At 66.7% G+C, this 16,482-nt stretch carries 10 protein-coding genes; 3 read left to right on the top strand and 7 right to left on the bottom strand.

Annotated features, from left to right (window positions below):
• Position 1: 1 nt before the first annotated feature.
• From AC1D3B_RS19015 to leuS, 7 genes are all read right to left on the bottom strand, one after another.
• Positions 2-1,279: a benzoate/H(+) symporter BenE family transporter gene (locus tag AC1D3B_RS19015; protein WP_478192216.1), complete on the bottom strand. Its 1,278-nt coding sequence runs from the start codon at positions 1,277-1,279 to the stop codon at positions 2-4.
• A gap of 125 nt (positions 1,280-1,404) precedes the next feature.
• Positions 1,405-3,273, bottom strand: coding sequence for a potassium transporter Kup (locus AC1D3B_RS19020; RefSeq protein WP_478192246.1), 1,869 nt, complete (start codon positions 3,271-3,273; stop codon positions 1,405-1,407).
• Between the two features lie 149 nt (positions 3,274-3,422).
• Complete coding sequence (gene gshA, locus AC1D3B_RS19025; protein ID WP_478192217.1) at positions 3,423-4,718, bottom strand: glutamate--cysteine ligase; 1,296 nt, start codon at positions 4,716-4,718, stop codon at positions 3,423-3,425.
• Positions 4,719-4,900: 182 nt separating this feature from the next.
• On the bottom strand, positions 4,901-6,190 hold the full coding sequence (locus tag AC1D3B_RS19030) for a glutamate-5-semialdehyde dehydrogenase (RefSeq protein ID WP_478192218.1): 1,290 nt from the start codon (positions 6,188-6,190) through the stop codon (positions 4,901-4,903).
• An 81-nt stretch (positions 6,191-6,271) separates the two neighbouring features.
• Positions 6,272-7,336 carry a DNA polymerase III subunit delta gene (holA, locus tag AC1D3B_RS19035; RefSeq protein WP_478192219.1) on the bottom strand — a complete coding sequence of 355 codons (1,065 nt, stop codon included), beginning with the start codon at positions 7,334-7,336 and terminating at the stop codon, positions 6,272-6,274.
• 6 nt (positions 7,337-7,342) lie between these two features.
• Positions 7,343-7,861: an LPS-assembly lipoprotein LptE gene (locus AC1D3B_RS19040; RefSeq protein WP_478192220.1), complete on the bottom strand. Its 519-nt coding sequence runs from the start codon at positions 7,859-7,861 to the stop codon at positions 7,343-7,345.
• Entirely contained in the window at positions 7,858-10,500 is a 2,643-nt protein-coding gene (gene leuS, locus AC1D3B_RS19045) for a leucine--tRNA ligase (protein WP_478192221.1), read from the bottom strand. The genes AC1D3B_RS19040 and leuS overlap by 4 nt, the downstream gene beginning before the upstream one ends.
• A 112-nt stretch (positions 10,501-10,612) precedes the next feature.
• Between leuS and AC1D3B_RS19050 the strand changes: the two genes are divergently transcribed.
• From AC1D3B_RS19050 to glgX, 3 genes are read left to right on the top strand one after another with little or no spacing between them, the layout of a single operon-like run.
• Positions 10,613-12,235 (top strand): alpha-glucosidase, encoded by a 1,623-nt coding sequence (locus AC1D3B_RS19050; RefSeq protein ID WP_478192222.1) that lies wholly within the window; start codon positions 10,613-10,615, stop codon positions 12,233-12,235.
• Complete coding sequence (gene glgB, locus AC1D3B_RS19055; protein WP_478192223.1) at positions 12,225-14,384, top strand: 1,4-alpha-glucan branching protein GlgB; 2,160 nt, start codon at positions 12,225-12,227, stop codon at positions 14,382-14,384. Before AC1D3B_RS19050 ends, glgB begins: the two co-directional genes overlap by 11 nt.
• 14 nt (positions 14,385-14,398) lie before the next feature.
• Positions 14,399-16,465: a glycogen debranching protein GlgX gene (gene glgX, locus AC1D3B_RS19060; protein WP_478192247.1), complete on the top strand. Its 2,067-nt coding sequence runs from the start codon at positions 14,399-14,401 to the stop codon at positions 16,463-16,465.
• The last annotated feature ends 17 nt before the right edge of the window (positions 16,466-16,482 follow it).

Consider the following 16,482-nt stretch of genomic DNA (forward strand, 5'->3'; position numbering starts at 1 on the left):
CTCAGGAGGTCTTTCCGGCGGTCGTCGTGGAAACGTTGGAAGGGGCCGCATCGGCGGCGGCCCGGTTGTCGAGCCTGATCTTGCAGGCAGGCGCGATGTCCTTGCCGGAGAAGGGTTTGCGGCCGAGCTGCTGGATGCCCAGCGCGATGGCGCCCGCCGCAACGCCCCAGAAGGCGGACCCAATGCCCACGAGCGTGACGCCCGAGAGCGTGACCAGGAAGGTGATCAGCGCAGCCTCGCGGTGGGATTCGTCGCGCACTGCGGCGGCGAGTCCGCTGCCGATGGTGCCCAGCAGCGCAAGTCCGGCGATCGTGGCGACCAGCTCCTTCGGAAAGGCCGTCAGCAGCCCCGTGACAGCCGCGCCGAACAGGCCGATGACCACGTAGATCGCGCCGCAGCTTACCGCCGCGGTGTACCGGCGCGCCGGATCTTCATGCGCCTCGCGGCCCATGCAGATGGCCGCGGTGATCGCGCTGAGGTTGAGCGCAAAAGCGCCGAAGGGCGCGAACACCAGCGTGAACAACCCACTGATCGTGATCAGCCTGGACACCGGCAGGTCGTAGCCCGCGGCGCGGATGGCCGCGACGCCCGGCAGGTTCTGCGACGCCATGGTCACGACGAACAGCGGCAGGGCGAGGCTGACGGCCGCCTGCCAGGTGAAGACCGGCATCGTGAACACCGGCAAGGCCACGCTGAAATGCACCGCGCCCCAGGCCAGTTCGCCGCGCGCCGCCGCGAAGCCGATGGCGACCAGCAGCGTGAGCGGAACGGCATAGCGCGGAAGCAGACGCTTCCCGAGCAGATAGGTCCCGAGCATCAGCAGCACCAGCGGCAACGCCGTCTGCGCAGCGATGAACGCCTGCAGCCCGAAGCGCGCCAGCACACCGGCCAGCAGCGCCGAGGCCAGGGCCATCGGAATCCGGTTCATCACGCGCTCGAACCAGCCGGTCGCACCCGCAATGGTCATCAACACCGCGCAGACGATGAAGGCCCCCACTGCCTCATTCATGCCATAGCCCGCCCCGGCCACCGCCAGCACCGCAGCGCCGGGCGTGCTCCAAGCGATCATGACCGGCTTGCGCCACCACAACGAAGGCAGCGCCGAGGCCAGCCCCATCCCCAGGCCCAGCGCCCACATCCACGAAGAGATCATCTCCGGCGTCGCGCCGAAGGCCTGAGCGGCCTGGAACACGATGGCGACAGAACTCGTGAATCCCACAAGCACAGCGACAAACCCCGCCGTAAAAGCCGAGAGGCTCAAATCCTTGAAAAAACGCATCCCGCAGATTGTGCCCGCGGGATCTCCCCAGCCAGAAACACCGCGGAACCGGCTCCGCCGGGCCGCCGGTGTTGCCCCCGGCAGGGGGTAGGCGGCTACACGAAGTGAGCAAGCCTGGGGGCGAGCTAAATCTCTATCTTCGACCCAAGCTCGACAACCGCATTGTTCGGCAAGCCGAGAAAGTCCGCTGCGCCGCTCGCGTTGTGATGCATCTGCGCGAAGAGCTTCTCCCGCCATGGCGCCATGCCGCTGCCCAGCGTGGGGATCACCACGTCGCGCGACAGGAAGTAGCTGGTCGCCATCGGCTCGAGCTGGCACCCGCGCAGGCGCGCGTGCTCCAGGGCCCGTGGCAGGTCGACGTCGTTCTTGAAGCCGTAGTGGACGATCACCTGCCAGCAATGGTGGCCGAGCGGCTCCATCTCGATGCGCTTGTCCATCGGAATCCACGGCACTTCGTGATTGCGCACCGTGACGAAGAGATTCTGGTCGTGCATCACCTTGTTGTGCTTCAGGTTGTGCAGCAGCGCATTGGGCACCACGCCCGGCTCCGCGGTCATGAACACGGCGGTGCCGTCCACGCGTGCCGGCGGATTCACGAAGACCGAGCCCAGGAAGTCCCGCAGGTCGATGGCTTCGGCCAGTTGCATCTCGCCCATGAGGCGCCGACCTTCTTTCCAGGTCAGCATCAGCATGAAGACCGAGCCGCCGATCAACAGCGGGAACCAGCCGCCTTCGAACAGCTTGAGCAGGTTCGACGCGAAGAAGAGGAAGTCGACCACGAAGAAGGCGCCGGTCGCGGCGATGCACAGGGCCAGCGGGTACTTCCACGCGTAGCGGATCACGAAGAAGGTCAGCACGGTCGTGATCAGCATGTCGGTGGTCACGGCGATGCCGTAGGCCGCAGCCAGGTTGCTCGACGAGCGGAACATGACGACCGCGAGCACGATGGCGACGAACAGGCCCCAGTTGACGAAGGGCATGTAGATCTGGCCCGCCGTGCGCACGCTCGTGTGCTCGATGTTCAGGCGCGGCAGATACCCGAGCTGGATCACCTGCCGCGTGACGCTGAACGCGCCGGTGATGAGGGCCTGGGACGCGATCACGGTGGCGGCCGTGGCGAGGAACACCAGCGGCAGCAGCGCCCACTCGGGCGCCATCAGGTAGAACGGGTTCTGCACCGCCAGCGGGTTCTCGAGCAGCAGCGCGCCCTGGCCGAAATAGTTGAGCGTGAGGGCCGGCATCACCACCGTGAACCATGCGACGCGGATCGGACGCTTTCCGAAGTGCCCGAGGTCGGCATACAGCGCCTCGGCACCGGTCACGCACAGCACGGTCGCGCCCAGGATGATGAAGCTGGTTCCCGGGTTGTCCCACATGAAGCGCAGTGCGTAGTGCGGGCTCAGCGCCTTCAGGATCTCGGGATGATGCACGATCTGCGACACGCCGAGCAGCGCGATCGTCGCGAACCACACCAGCGTGATCGGGCCGAAGAAGCGGCCGATGCCCGCGGTGCCGCGCTTCTGGACCGCGAACAGGCAGAACAGCACGACCAGCGTGATCGGTATCACGTAGTGCCGGAACTGCGGGGACACCACTTCAAGGCCCTCGACCGCCGACAGCACGGAGATCGCTGGCGTGATGACGCCGTCGCCGTAGAAGAGGGAGGTGCCGAAGATGCCGACCACCAGCAGCACGTGGCGCAGCCGCGGCCGGTCCACGACGGCCTGCGAGGCCAGCGCAAGCATCGCGACAAGACCGCCCTCGCCTTCGTTGTCGGCCCGGAGCACGAGCACCACGTACTTGAGCGAGACGATGACCGTCAGCGTCCAGAAGAACATCGACAGGATGCCGTAGACGTTCTCGATGGTGAAGGGGACGTGGCCGTGGCCGAAGACCTCCTTGACCGCGTAGAGCACGCTGGTGCCGATGTCGCCGTAGACGACACCAATGGCGGCGATGATCAACGCAAGGGAGCTGGATTTAGGGGCGGACACGAGGTCGATGCAAAGGGCTGTGAGCGTATGCACGCCCGGCGCGGCGCCGACCCGGTCGGGCCGCCGCATCACCTCCACCCTCAAATTTGCGTTGCTATGGGGTCGCTATTTTGCCGCTGCCGCATAGGCTCGCAAGATGTAGAGCGAAATCATTCATAAACTTCGGCATCGGGGTCGGTCGCCTCGAGTTCATAGCTGGCCGCCACCATCGCCAGGCGACCGATCACGCCATACATGTAGAAGCGGTTCGGCGCACTCGCCCCAGGTTTCGCTCCCGGCTGCGGTAAGTGCGCACTCTCCGAAAATGCCAGCGGCACGAAGCTCGCGCCCGGCAGATTGAGGTTCTCGTCCGGGTTGCGTTCGGCATGCACCCGGTAGAAGCCGCCCACCACGTAGCGGTCCATCATGTAGACCACCGGTTCTGCGACGCCGTTGTGCACGCGTTCGTTGGTGAGCACGCCTTCTTGCACGATCAGGTCATTCAGATCCTGGCCATCAGCGGCGGCACCAGCCTTGCCGCGCATGCGCTCGGCGAACGCCTCGATCTCCTTGGCATCCCGCACCGTCAGGACGCCCATGCCGCGGGCGCTGTTGTCGGCCTTGACCACGACGAACGGCTTCTCGTTGATGCCGTATTCCTTGTACTTGCGCCGCACCTTGGCCAGCAGCGCGTCCACGTGGCTCGTGAGCACGTCGATGCCCTGGCCGCTCGCGAAGCTGACGTCGCCCGCCTTGGCATACATGGGGTTGATCAGCCAGGGGTCGATGCCCAGCAGCTTGCCGAAGCGCTTGGAGACTTCTTCGTAGCTGTGGAAGTGGTTGCTCTTGCGTCGAACCGACCAGCCGGCATGCAGGGGCGGCAGCAGGTACTGCTCGTGCAGGTCCTCGAGGATGCCGGGCGTGCCTGCCGAGAGGTCGTTGTTGAGCAGGATCGTGCAGGGATCGAAGTGCTTCAGGCCGAGGCGCCGCTTGCTGCGCACCACCGGCTCCAGGCACACGGTCTCTCCATTCGGCAGCTCGATCTTCTTCGGCGACTTGATCGCCGGATCGATGGAGCCCACGCGCACGTTGAGCCCCGCCATGTGGAAGATGCGCACAAGCTGCGCCACGTTGGCCAGGTAGAAGGTATTGCTTGCGCGGTTCTCCGGGATCACCAGCAGGTTGCGCGCCTCCGGACAGATCTTCTCGATCGCCGCCTGCGCGGCCTGCACTGCCAGCGGCAGCATTTCCTGCGTCAGGTTGTTCCAGCCACCCGGATAGAGATTGGTGTCGACCGGCGCCAGCTTGAAGCCGGCATTGCGGATGTCGGCCGAGCTGTAGAAGGGCGGCGTGTGCTCCATCCATTCGAGTCGGAACCAGCGTTCGATGGCCGGCGTGGAATCGAGAACGCGCTGCTCGAGTTCGTTGATGGGGCCGGTCAGGGCGGTGACGAGATGGGGGACCATGCGGCGGCCTTCTTGGATTTGCGGCTTGAGCTAAGAGCGGATTGTAGATTTGGGGCCTGATGCCCCAATGACAAGCGCTGCAGGAGGCTCCTTCCCCCTTTGGGGGAAGGTTGGGATGGGGGCAAAGGCCTACGGTGGAGGCCCCGCGTGTCCCCCCCGCCCTCCCCCAGAGGGGGAGGGAGTCAGGAGCGAACCTCTCCTTGGCCGAGAACGACGTATTTCAGGGAGGTCAGGCCCTCGATGCCCACCGGACCGCGCGCATGGAACTTGTCCGTGCTGATGCCGATTTCGGCACCCAGCCCGAATTCGAAGCCGTCGGCGAATCGCGTGCTGGCATTCACCATCACGCTGGCGGAGTCCACCTCGCGCAGGAAGCGCTGCGCGTTCATGTGGTTGCGCGTGACGATCGCGTCGGTGTGATGGCTCGAATAGCGGTTGATGTGCGCGATGGCCTCGTCCACACCCTCGACCACCTTCACGCTGATGACGGCAGCCAGGTATTCCTCCGACCAGTCCGACTCCACGGCATCCACCACGGCCTTGCCCGGCGCATGCAGGCCTTCGCGCAGGATCCGCGCCGCAGCCGGGTCGCAGCGCATCTCGACGCCCTTGGCCGCGAAGATCGCGCCGATTTCCGGCAGGAAGGTCTCGGCGATCGAAGCCGCCACCAGCAGGCCTTCCGCGGCATTGCAGGGGCTGTACTTCTGCGTCTTCGCGTTGTCGACGATCTTCAGCGCCATGTCGAGCTCGGCCGTGTCGTCCACGTAGACGTGGCAATTGCCGTCCAGGTGCTTGATCACCGGCACCTTGGCATCACGGCTGATGCGTTCGATCAGGCCCTTGCCGCCGCGCGGAATGATCACGTCGACGAATTCGGGCATGGCAATCAACTGACCCACGGCCTCGCGGTCGGTGGTCTGCACCAGTTGCACCGCCTCGACCGGTAACCCGGCCTCGGCGAGCGACTCCGACACCAGTTGCGCCAGCGCCTTGTTCGACTCGATCGCCTCCGAGCCGCCGCGCAGGATCGCCGCATTGCCACTCTTGATCGCGAGGCTCGAAGCTTCGATGGTCACGTTCGGCCGGCTCTCGTAGATCATGCCGAAGACGCCGATCGGCACGCGCATCTGCCCCACGCGGATACCGCTGGGCTGCTGCTTCATGCCGATGACTTCGCCGATCACGTCGGGCATGGCAGCCAGTTGCTCACAGCCGAGGGCCACGGTTTCGATGACCTTCGGCGTGAGCTTGAGCCGGTCGACCATCGGCGCGGAGAGGCCGGCGCCTTCGGCTCGCGCCAGATCCTTTGCATTGGCTTCGGCCAGGGGGCCGCCGACCGCGCGCAGCTTGCGCGCAAGGGCCCGCAGGGCCTTGTTCTTCGTGGCGGCGTCCGCACGCGCCATCTGGACGGAGGCCTGCTTGGCCTGCGAGCCCAGTGCACGTACGTACTCGGGGATATTCAACATATTCATCCCCCGGATTGTGCCGCGAGCTCAAAGGTCGGCGTTCGCGAAGGGGCAGGAAATGCACCGTCTCGGTGCATTGGCGCCGAACTACGCGGTAGTCCGCGGGCTCGCGCAGGCGCGACACAGCATCAATGCGAGCCGCTGCAAGGCCTGCCAGCCATTGGCCGGCCAATCGGGCTGCTTCAGTCCCTTGACGATGCCGTCGACCACGTGGGCCGCGCGCAGCATGCGCGCCAGTGCGCGGTCGTCCAGACGCGGCAGCACCCGCTCGAAGGCGCGCTCGCGCGGCCCCCAGATGCGGTTCTCGCGCAGCGCCATGGGCAAGGGACGGCCGGCCGCCATCGCGTCCTTCACGCGCTTCAGTGCACGGATGTCCTCGGACAGCGTGTAGTGCACCAGCACTTCCGCTTCGCCTTCGGCCTGCAACCCTTCGAGCATGCGCGAGACACGCTGCGGATTGCCGGCCAGCACGGCCTCGGACAGCTTGAAGACGTCATAGCGCGCGACGTTGTTCACGGCGCCTTCGACCTGCTCCCAGCTCAACTCGCCTTCGGGGTGAAGCAGTGCGAGCTTCTGGATTTCCTGGTGCGCGGCGAGCAGGTTGCCCTCCACGCGGTCGGCAAAGAACTGCAGCGTCCGCTGACCCTCCTCGCCGGCCCTCACCCGCTGACCCTGCTGCGCCAGGCGCTGCGCGATCCATTGGGGCAACGCGGTGCGTTCGACGGCCTCGATCTGCAGGCTGACGCCGTTGTTCTCCAGCGCGGAGAACCAGGCGCCCGTGCGCGTGGCCTTGTCCAGGCGCGGCAGCATCACCAGCGTGAGCGTGCTGTCGTTGCCCTGCGCGGCCTCGGCGATCTGCTGAAGCGCCATGCTCCCGTCCTTGCCAGGCTTGCCGGAAGGAACGCGAATTTCGACGATCTGCCGGTCGGCAAAAAGGCTCAGCGAGCCACCCGCCGCGAGTACGGCGCCCCAGTCGAAATGCGCCCCGGCCACTGTGTACGAGCTTCGCTCTGTGTACCCCTGTGTGCGCGCGGCCGCGCGGATCGCGTCGGCCGCTTCCTGCGAAAGCAGCGCTTCATCACCATGGATGACATACAGCGGCGCCACTCGCTTGGCGAGGTGTGCGGCAAGTTGTCCGGGCGCGAGTTGCACGAGCGATCAGGCGACCTTGATCGCGGACAGGCGACGCAGGATCTGCTGGGCGATGTCGGTCTGCATATCACGGAACAGCAACTCGGACTCGCCTTCCTTCGCCAGCGCCGCGGTTTCGTTGTAGGTGATGTCGCGGGTCTGCTGGATCTCGGTCGGCCCGAGCAATTCCTTGCCCCCCTGGCCGCGAACCCTGAAGCGAACGGTCAATCGCAGGTTCAGTTCGCGCACCTGGCCGGACGCGTTGGTCGAGATCACGATGTTGTCGCGGTTCTCGCCCAGGATTTCGAAGGTGGCTTCCGCCTTCGCGGCATCTTCGCCGGTGAGAACCTGGACCGTGCCTGCCGCCCGCAGGTTGCGCCGCAGGTAGTTCGCGAATGCCGTGTTGCCCGGCACGGCGATGCTCTTGAAGGGGAAGTCAGGCGCCTTGCGCAGTTCGAAACCACAGCCGGCGAGCGCGAGCGAGCCCGCCGCCACGGCCAGGAAACCGCGGCGCGGAAGGACGGAGCCTGCTGTATTGCGCTTCACAGGACGACGTTGACCAGGCGGCCCGGCACCACGATCACCCGTTTGACAGGCGCTCCTTCGGCATGCCTGGCGAGGATTTCGCTGGCGAGCACGAACTTCTCGATCTCCTGCTTCGAAGCGGTCGCCGGCACGTGCAGCGAACCGCGCAGCTTGCCGTTGACCTGCAGCATCAGCTCGATCTCGTCCTGAGCAAGCGCACCGACGTCGACCTCCGGCCAGGCCGCATCGAGCAGTTCGCCCATGTCCTTGTCGTAGCCGAGTTCCTGCCACAACTGGTGCGCGATGTGCGGCGTCGCCGGGTAGAGGCAGCGCAGCAGGATGCCGAAGCCCTCGCGCACGGCCGACCGATCGCCCGCATCGCCCGCGGCAGGCTTGAAGCCCTCCAGCGCATTGAGCAGCTTCATCGCGCCCGACACCACGGTGTTGTATTGCATGCGCTGGTAGTCGTAGTCGACCTGGCGCAGCACGGTGTGCACCTCGCGGCGCAGCGACTTGGCGGCCTTGCCGAATTCGACTTTCTTGCCCGCGGCGCCGGCTTCGGCCTTCGCCTCGTGCAGCGCGACGCCGAAATTCCAGACCCGGCGCAGGAAGCGGTAGCTGCCTTCCACTGCCACGTCGTTCCACTCGAGCGTGGCTTCGGGCGGCGCTGTGAACATGGTGTAGAGCCGCGCGGTGTCGGCACCGTACTTCTCGATCAGGTCCTGCGGGTCGACGCCGTTGCGCTCGGTCTTGCCCATCTTGCCGACGCCGCCGTACTCCAGCTTCGTGCCGTCGGCCAGCGTGCCGCCGGTGATGCGGCCCTGCGCATCGAGCACGGGCGTGACTTCGGACGGCGGGTGGTAGTCCTTGCCGCCTTTCTCGCCGCGCGTGTAGTAGATGTGGTTGAGCACCATCCCCTGCGTGAGCAGCTTGCTGAAGGGTTCGTCGACCGTCACGAGGCCCAGGTCACGCATGACCTTGGTCCAGAAGCGCGCGTAGAGCAGATGCAGGATCGCGTGCTCGATGCCGCCGATGTACTGGTCCATTGCCATCCAGTACTTCGCGCCGTCGGCCACCATGGCCTCGTCATTCTTCGGGTCGCAGTAGCGCATGAAGTACCACGAGCTGTCGACGAAGGTGTCCATCGTGTCGGTCTCGCGGCGCGCGGTCTTGCCGCACACCGGGCAAACGACGCCGGCGTGGAAGCCTTCGTGCTTGGCGAGCGGATTGCCCGAGCCGTCGGGCACGCAATCGGTCGGCAGCACGACCGGCAGGTCCTCCTCGGGCACCGGCACCGCGCCGTGCTCGTCGCAATGGATGATCGGGATCGGCGTGCCCCAGTAGCGCTGGCGGCTCACGCCCCAGTCGCGCAGGCGCCAGGTGGTCTGCATTTCGCCCAGGCCCTTCTGGCCGAGCGCATGCGCCACCGCTTTCACGGCTTCGCCGTAGTGCATGCCGCTGAAGTTGTCGGAGTTGATGGTCACGCCGCGCTGCTTGTCGGCGTACCAGTCCTGCCAGCGGTGATAGTCGAAGTGCGGCTCGTCGTCGACCAGAACGACCTGGATGATCTCTATGCCGTACTTGTTGGCAAAGGCGAAATCGCGCTCATCGTGCGCGGGCACGCCCATCACGGCGCCGTCGCCGTAGCTGATCAGCACGTAGTTGCCGACCCAGACCGGAATCTGCTCGTCGGTGATGGGGTGCTTGACGGTGAGCCCCGTGGGCACGCCCTTCTTTTCCTGCGTGGCGAGTTCGGCCTCGGTCGTGCCGCCGCTCTTGCATTCCTCGATGAAGGCCGCGACCTTGGGGTTCGTCCTGGCGGCGTGCATCGCGAGCGGATGCTCCGGCGCCACGGCGCAGAAGGTCACGCCCATGATGGTGTCGGCGCGCGTCGTGAAGACGTACATGCGGCCGCCCTGGATCAGTTGGCCTTTGTCGTCCTTGATCTGGTGCGTGAAGGCGAAGCGCACGCCTTCGCTCTTGCCGATCCAGTTCTCCTGCATCAGCTTGACGCGCTCGGGCCAGCCGGGCAGCTTGTGCTGGGTGTGGTCGAGCAGTTCCTCGGCGTAGTCGCTGATCTTGAGGTAGTAGCCGGGGATCTCGCGGCGTTCGACCGTCGCCCCGGTGCGCCAGCCCTTGCCGTCGATCACCTGCTCGTTGGCCAGCACGGTCTGATCGACCGGATCCCAGTTCACGACCTGCGTCTTGCGATAGGCAATGCCCTTTTCGAGCATCTTCAGGAACAGCCACTGGTTCCACTTGTAGTAGTCCGGATCGCAGGTCGCGATCTCGCGGCTCCAGTCGATCGCCAGCCCCATGGCCTGGAGCTGGCTCTTCATGTAGCCGATGTTCTCGTAGGTCCACTGTGCCGGCGGCACGCCGTTCTTGAGCGCCGCGTTCTCGGCGGGCAGGCCAAAGGCGTCCCAGCCCATGGGCATCAGCACGTTGTACCCGCTCATGCGCAGGTAGCGCGTGAGCATGTCGTTGATCGTGTAGTTGCGCACGTGGCCCATGTGCAGCTTGCCGCTGGGGTAGGGCAGCATCGAGCAGGCGTAATACTTCTTCTTGCGCGCGTCCTCGGTCACGCGGTAGGCATCCGCGGCCGTCCAGTGGGCCTGGGCGGCGGACTCGACCTCGCTGGGTTTGTAACTAGGGTTCATTGGGCTTCGCAACAGCCCGGCACCAGGTGGCCGGGGGAAGGCGGATTATCGCGGGTTGGGCAATGGCCCACTTCTCGCATGCCACAATGATTTTCGAACCTGAGGGGCACGCATGGTGAAGGACTGGTGGCGTGGGGCGGTGATCTACCAGATCTACCCGCGCAGCTTCATGGACAGCAACGGCGACGGGATCGGGGACCTTCCGGGGATCACGGCCAGGCTCGACCACGTCGCGGAGCTGGGTGCGGACGCCATCTGGGTTTCGCCCTTCTTCCGGTCGCCGATGAAGGATTTTGGCTACGACGTGGCCGACTACCGCGAAGTCGACCCCATGTTCGGCACGCTCGCCGACTTCGATGCGCTCCTGGCAAGGGCCCACGCGCTCGGCCTCAAGGTCATCATCGACCAAGTGCTCTCCCACACCTCCGACCAGCATGCCTGGTTCGCTGCCAGCCGGGCGAGCCGCGAGAACCCGCAGGCCGACTGGTATGTGTGGGCCGACCCGAAACCCGACGGCACGCCGCCCAACAACTGGCTGTCGGTCTTCGGCGGCTCGGCCTGGCAATGGGACTCGCGCCGGCGGCAGTACTACCTCCACAGCTTCCTGACCGAACAGCCCGATCTCAACTTCCATTGCCCCGCCGTGCAGGACGCCTTGCTCGGCGAGGTGCGCTTTTGGTGCGAACGGGGCGTCGACGGCTTCCGCTTCGACGCCTGCAACCATCAGTTCCACGATGCGCAATTGCGCGACAACCCACCCGCGGATGGCGGCGAAGTGAGCACGGTGCGCGCCGACAACCCCTACGCGATGCAGCAGCACCTGCACGACAAGAGCCGGCCGGAAAACCTGGTCTTCCTCGAGAGGCTGCGCAAGCTGCTCGACGAATACGGCGCGGTGGCGCTCGGCGAAGTCGGCGACGAGAACGCACCGCCGGTCATGGCGCAGTACACCGAGCGCGGCAAGCGGCTGCACCTGGCCTACAGCTTCAGCCTGCTGACCAGCGAACACAGCGCGCGCCATTTGCGCACGCAGGTCGAGGCCCTGGACCGCGCACTCGCGGAAACCGACGGTTGGGGCTGCTGGGCCGTCTCGAACCACGATGTGCCGCGTGTGGCCACGCGGTGGAATGCCGGCGGTCTCGAGGACACGCGCCGCGACCGCCTCTGGCTCGCGCTGTTGCTGTCGCTGCGCGGGAGCGCCAGCGTCTACCAGGGCGAGGAACTCGGGCTGCCCGAAGCCGAGGTCCCCTTCGAGTTGCTGCAGGACCCGTACGGTCGCGCCTTCTGGCCCGAATTCAAGGGCCGCGACGGCGCCCGCACACCGATTCCCTGGCACGCCGCCCATGAGCACGCCGGTTTCACCAGTGGAATGCCATGGCTGCCCGTGTCCGAAACGCACATCCCACTGGCCATTGACCAACAGGCGGGCGACCCGCAATCCATGCTCAGCTTCAGCCGCGCCCTGTTGCGCTGGCGTCGCGGCCAGCCGCTGCTGCGCACCGGGCACATGAAATTCCTCGACGCGCCCGAACCCCTGTTGTGGTTCGAGCGCCGCGACGGGAACGCCTCGCTCCAGGCGGTGTTCAACCTCTCGGCCGAGCCGGCTTCGCTGACCCTGCCGCAAGCCCTCGCGCCGATCGCTGGCGCCCCTTTCGCCGGCGCGCAAGTGGAAGGGCGAACGCTCTCATTGCAACCCTTCGGCGTCTTCTTCGGAGAACCGACCCATGCTGCCTGATGCCGAAGTCCGCGCCCTGATGCGCGCCGAACATGGCGACCCGTTCGCCGTGCTGGGCCCGCACCAAAGCGATGAAGGCCTGTGGGTCCGTGCCCTGCTGCCAGGTGCCAAGGCCGTGGCGGTGATGCATTCCGGCTCGGGCTGGCCGCTGGCCGAGCTCGACCGCCAGGGCGGCAGCGATCTCTTCGCCGGGCTCGTGCCCGCCTCGGAGGCACGGCTGGGCTACAGCTTCAAGGTCGACTGGGGCACGCACAGTTCGATGCTTGACGATCCCTACCGCTTTTCCTTCGTGCTCGGGGAAACCGACGTCTGGCTGCTGGCGGAAGGCACGCACCTGCGCCCCTTCGAGCAACTCGGCGCGCACCTGCGCGAGATCGACGGCGTGCGCGGCGTCGCTTTCGCGGTCTGGGCGCCGAACGCACGGCGCGTTTCGGTGGTCGGCGACTTCAACCAGTGGGACGGCCGACGCCACATGATGCGGCTGCGTCGCGAGTGCGGCGTGTGGGAAATCTTCGCGCCGCACGTGGCGCCCGGCGACAGCTATGAATTCGAGATCCTCTCGGCACAGGGGCAGGTACTGCGCAAGGCCGACCCCTTCGGCTTCTCCGCGCGCCTGCGACCCGACACGGCGTGCGTGGTGCAGCCCTTGCCGCTTCCCGCCAAAGTGCCGCCTGGACGCGCCGAAGCCAATGCGCGCGGAGCGCCCCTCAGCATCTACGAAGTCCACCTCGGATCGTGGCGGCGCAAGAACGGCCACGAATGGCTCGACTATCGCGAACTCGCCGACACGCTCGTGCCCTATGCGCGCGACATGGGCTTCACCCACGTTGAGCTATTGCCGATCAGCGAACACCCCTTCGATGGCTCGTGGGGCTACCAGCCGATCGGCCTCTATGCGCCAACGTCGCGCTTCGGCACGCCCGGAGACTTCCGCGCCTTCGTCGAAGCGGCCCATGCGGCGGGGCTGGGCGTGATCCTCGACTGGGTGCCCGCGCATTTCCCCACCGATTCGCATGGCCTCGGCAATTTCGACGGCACCGCCCTCTACGAATACGCGGACCCGCGCGAAGGCTTCCACAACGACTGGCAGACGCTGATCTTCAACTACGCCCGGACGGAGGTGCGCAACTACCTCGTCGGCAATGCGCTGTACTGGCTGGAGCGCTACGGGGTGGACGGACTGCGCGTCGACGCGGTCGCCTCCATGCTCTACCGCGACTACAGCCGCGAGCCGGGCCAGTGGGTCCCCAATGCGCAGGGTGGCCGCGAGAACCTCGAAGCGATCGATTTCCTCCGGCGCATGAATCGCGTCGTCGGTGTCGAACGGCCCGGCGCGGTCACCATTGCCGAGGAGTCGACCAGCTTCCCGGGCGTGACGCGCCCGCCGGAGAACGGCGGGCTCGGCTTTCACTACAAGTGGAACATGGGCTGGATGAACGACACGCTTGCCTACACCGGCATCGACCCGGTCTACCGCAAGCATCACCACGAGCAGATCACCTTCGGGCTGATGTACGCGCACAGCGAGAACTTCGTGCTGCCGCTGTCGCACGACGAGGTGGTACACGGCAAGGGCTCGATGATCGGCCGCATGCCGGGCGACCACTGGCAGAAGTTTGCGGGCCTGCGCAATCTCTACGGCTACCTGTGGGCCTATCCGGGCAAGAAGCTGCTGTTCATGGGTGGTGAGTTCGCCCAGTGGGCGGAATGGGACGCGGACCGGAGCCTCGACTGGCATCTGCTGGAGCAGGCGCCGCACCAGGGGATCCGGCGCCTGGTGCGGGATCTGAACAATGTCTATCGGCATTTCCCGGCGCTGCACGAGCTGGACTGCGAATCGCAAGGGTTCGAATGGCTCAGCCACGACGATGTCGAGCACTCGGTTTTCGCCTTCGTGCGGCGCGCGCGCGATGGTGCGTTCGTGGTGGCCGTGTGCAATTTCACGCCGCTCGTGCGCCACGGCTATCGGCTGGGGGTTCCTGCCGCGGGGCGGTACCGGGAAATCATCAACACCGACAACCATGTCTACGGCGGAAGCGGCGTGGGGAACGGGGAGATCGCGAGCGAGCCGGTGGGCTGGCAGGGACAGGCGCAGTCGCTGGTGATTTCGGTCCCGCCGCTCGGGACAGCGATGTGGGTGCTGGCGTGAGCGGTCCACGCGCCGTGTCAGGCGACGGCTCACCCTATCCCCTGGGCGCCACACCCGGGCCTGAAGGCATCAACTTCGCCCTCTGCGCCCCCCGCGCCACTGCCGTCGAGCTGTGCCTCTTCGACACGACGGGCCAGCACGAACAGCAGCGCCTGCAGGTGGCGTCATGCGTCGACGGCGTCTGGCATATGCGACTGCCGAGCGGCCGACCCGGCCTGGTCTACGGCTGGCGTGTGCACGGCCCCTGGGCGCCGCACGAGGGCCTGCGCTTCAATCCCGCCAAGGTGCTGCTCGATCCCTACGCGCGTGAAGTGGTCGGGACGTACAGCGGCGAGGACCTGTTCCTGGGCCATGACCCCGCCGACCCGAGCCGGCGCGATGCGCGCGACAACGCATCCGTCGCCCTCAAGGCGCGGGTCACCGCACCGCTGCTTCCGGCGGGCGAGGTGCGCCCTCGCGTCGATTCCGGCGCTCGCGTGATCTACGAGCTGCATGTCCGCGGGCAGACCCGGTTGCACCCTGGCGTGCCTGCGGCGCTGCAAGGCACCTATGCCGGCCTCGCGGAACCGGCGGTGCTCGACCACTTGCAGCGCCTCGGCATCACCACCCTGAACTTGATGCCGGTGCAGCATCGCGCCGACGAGTCGAGACTGCTGGGCCTCGGCCTCAGCAACTACTGGGGCTACAGCCCCATCGGCTGGTTCGCGCCCGAAACCCGCTACTGGAGCGGCCGGCCCGGCACCACGCCCGCGGGCGAGTTCCGGGCGATGGCCGACGCAGTGCACGCACGCGGCATGGAGCTCGTCATCGACGTGGTCTTCAACCACAGCGCGGAGACCGACGAATTCGGCCCGACGCTGAGCCTGCGCGGCATCGACAACGCGCTCTACTACCACCTGCGGCCGGACGACCGGTCGCTCTACGAGAACTGGACCGGCTGCGGCAATTGCCTGAACCTCGCCGAGCCGCGCGTGGTGCAACTGGTCATGGACAGCCTGCGCCACTGGGTCACCGAACTCGGCGTCGACGGCTTTCGCTTCGATCTCGCGCCGGTGCTGGCGCGCCGCGAGGGCGGCGAGTTCGACCCCCGCGCACCTCTCCTGGCAGCCATGGCGCAGGATCCGGTGCTGGCCCAGGTCCTGCTGATCGCCGAGCCGTGGGACATCGGGCCCGGCGGCTATCGGCTCGGTGAATTCCCGCCGGGCTGGATGGAATGGAACGACCGGTTCCGCGACACACAACGCGGCTTCTGGCTGCACCAGAGCGCGAGCCTCGGCGAGTACGCCCGGCGCTTTGCCGCATCGAGCGACGACTTCCGCCACGATGGGCGCGCCCCCACCGCCAGCGTCAACTTCGTCACCGCGCACGATGGCTTCACCTTGCGCGACCTGCTCAGCTACAACAAGCGCCACAACCTTGCGAACGGTGAAGACAACCGCGACGGCCACGGCCACAACCTGAGCCGCAATTGCGGCGTCGAAGGCGATACCGACGACCCCGCCGTGCTGGCCGAGCGCAGGCGGCTGGAGCGTGTGCTGCTCGCGGCGCTGTTCCTCTCGCAAGGCACGCCGATGCTGCTCGGCGGCGACGAACTGGGCCGGACCCAGCGCGGCAACAACAACGCGTATTGCCAGGACAACGAGACCACCTGGCTCGCCTGGAACCGCGCCGATGCCAACCTGACGGCATTCGTCACGCGCGTACTGGCACTTCGCCGCGAGGCCGAACCGCTGCGAAGCACCCGCTGGTGGCCCGCAGCGCCAACGGCAGGCGTCGCCATCCTGCGCTGGCTGACGCCGGAGGGCCGGGACATGACGCCCGGCGACTGGGACCATGGCGGCCGGCACGCGCTGGCGATCCTGTTCGAGGCCGTGCCCCCTGCCGCCAACTGGCTGGTGCTGGTCAACGCCGAAGAACGCGAGCTCGAATTCAGGTTGCCCCCGGGACGCTGGCTGCATCGTCTGGCGAGCGACACGGACGACGCACTGTCCGACAGTCCCCTCGACGGCACCCAGGTCCTGCGCCCCGGCAGCCTTTGGGTGGCAAAAAACGTAGGAGCCAATCGCCCGCCGGGATGCTAGGCTGGCCCACCGGGATA

This window comes from Variovorax sp. P5_A3, from assembly GCF_056400665.1.

Bases quoted from the DNA above. Each gene is read 5' to 3' on its own strand.
- AC1D3B_RS19015 (WP_478192216.1), bottom strand. From the start codon at position 1,279: ATGCGTTTTTTCAAGGATTTGAGCCTCTCGGCTTTTACGGCGGGGTTT.
- gshA (WP_478192217.1), bottom strand. From the start codon at position 4,718: ATGGTCCCCCATCTCGTCACCGCCCTGACCGGCCCCATCAACGAACTC.
- AC1D3B_RS19030 (WP_478192218.1), bottom strand. From the start codon at position 6,190: ATGAATATGTTGAATATCCCCGAGTACGTACGTGCACTGGGCTCGCAG.
- leuS (WP_478192221.1), bottom strand. From the start codon at position 10,500: ATGAACCCTAGTTACAAACCCAGCGAGGTCGAGTCCGCCGCCCAGGCC.
- AC1D3B_RS19050 (WP_478192222.1), top strand. From the start codon at position 10,613: ATGGTGAAGGACTGGTGGCGTGGGGCGGTGATCTACCAGATCTACCCG.
- glgB (WP_478192223.1), top strand. From the start codon at position 12,225: ATGCTGCCTGATGCCGAAGTCCGCGCCCTGATGCGCGCCGAACATGGC.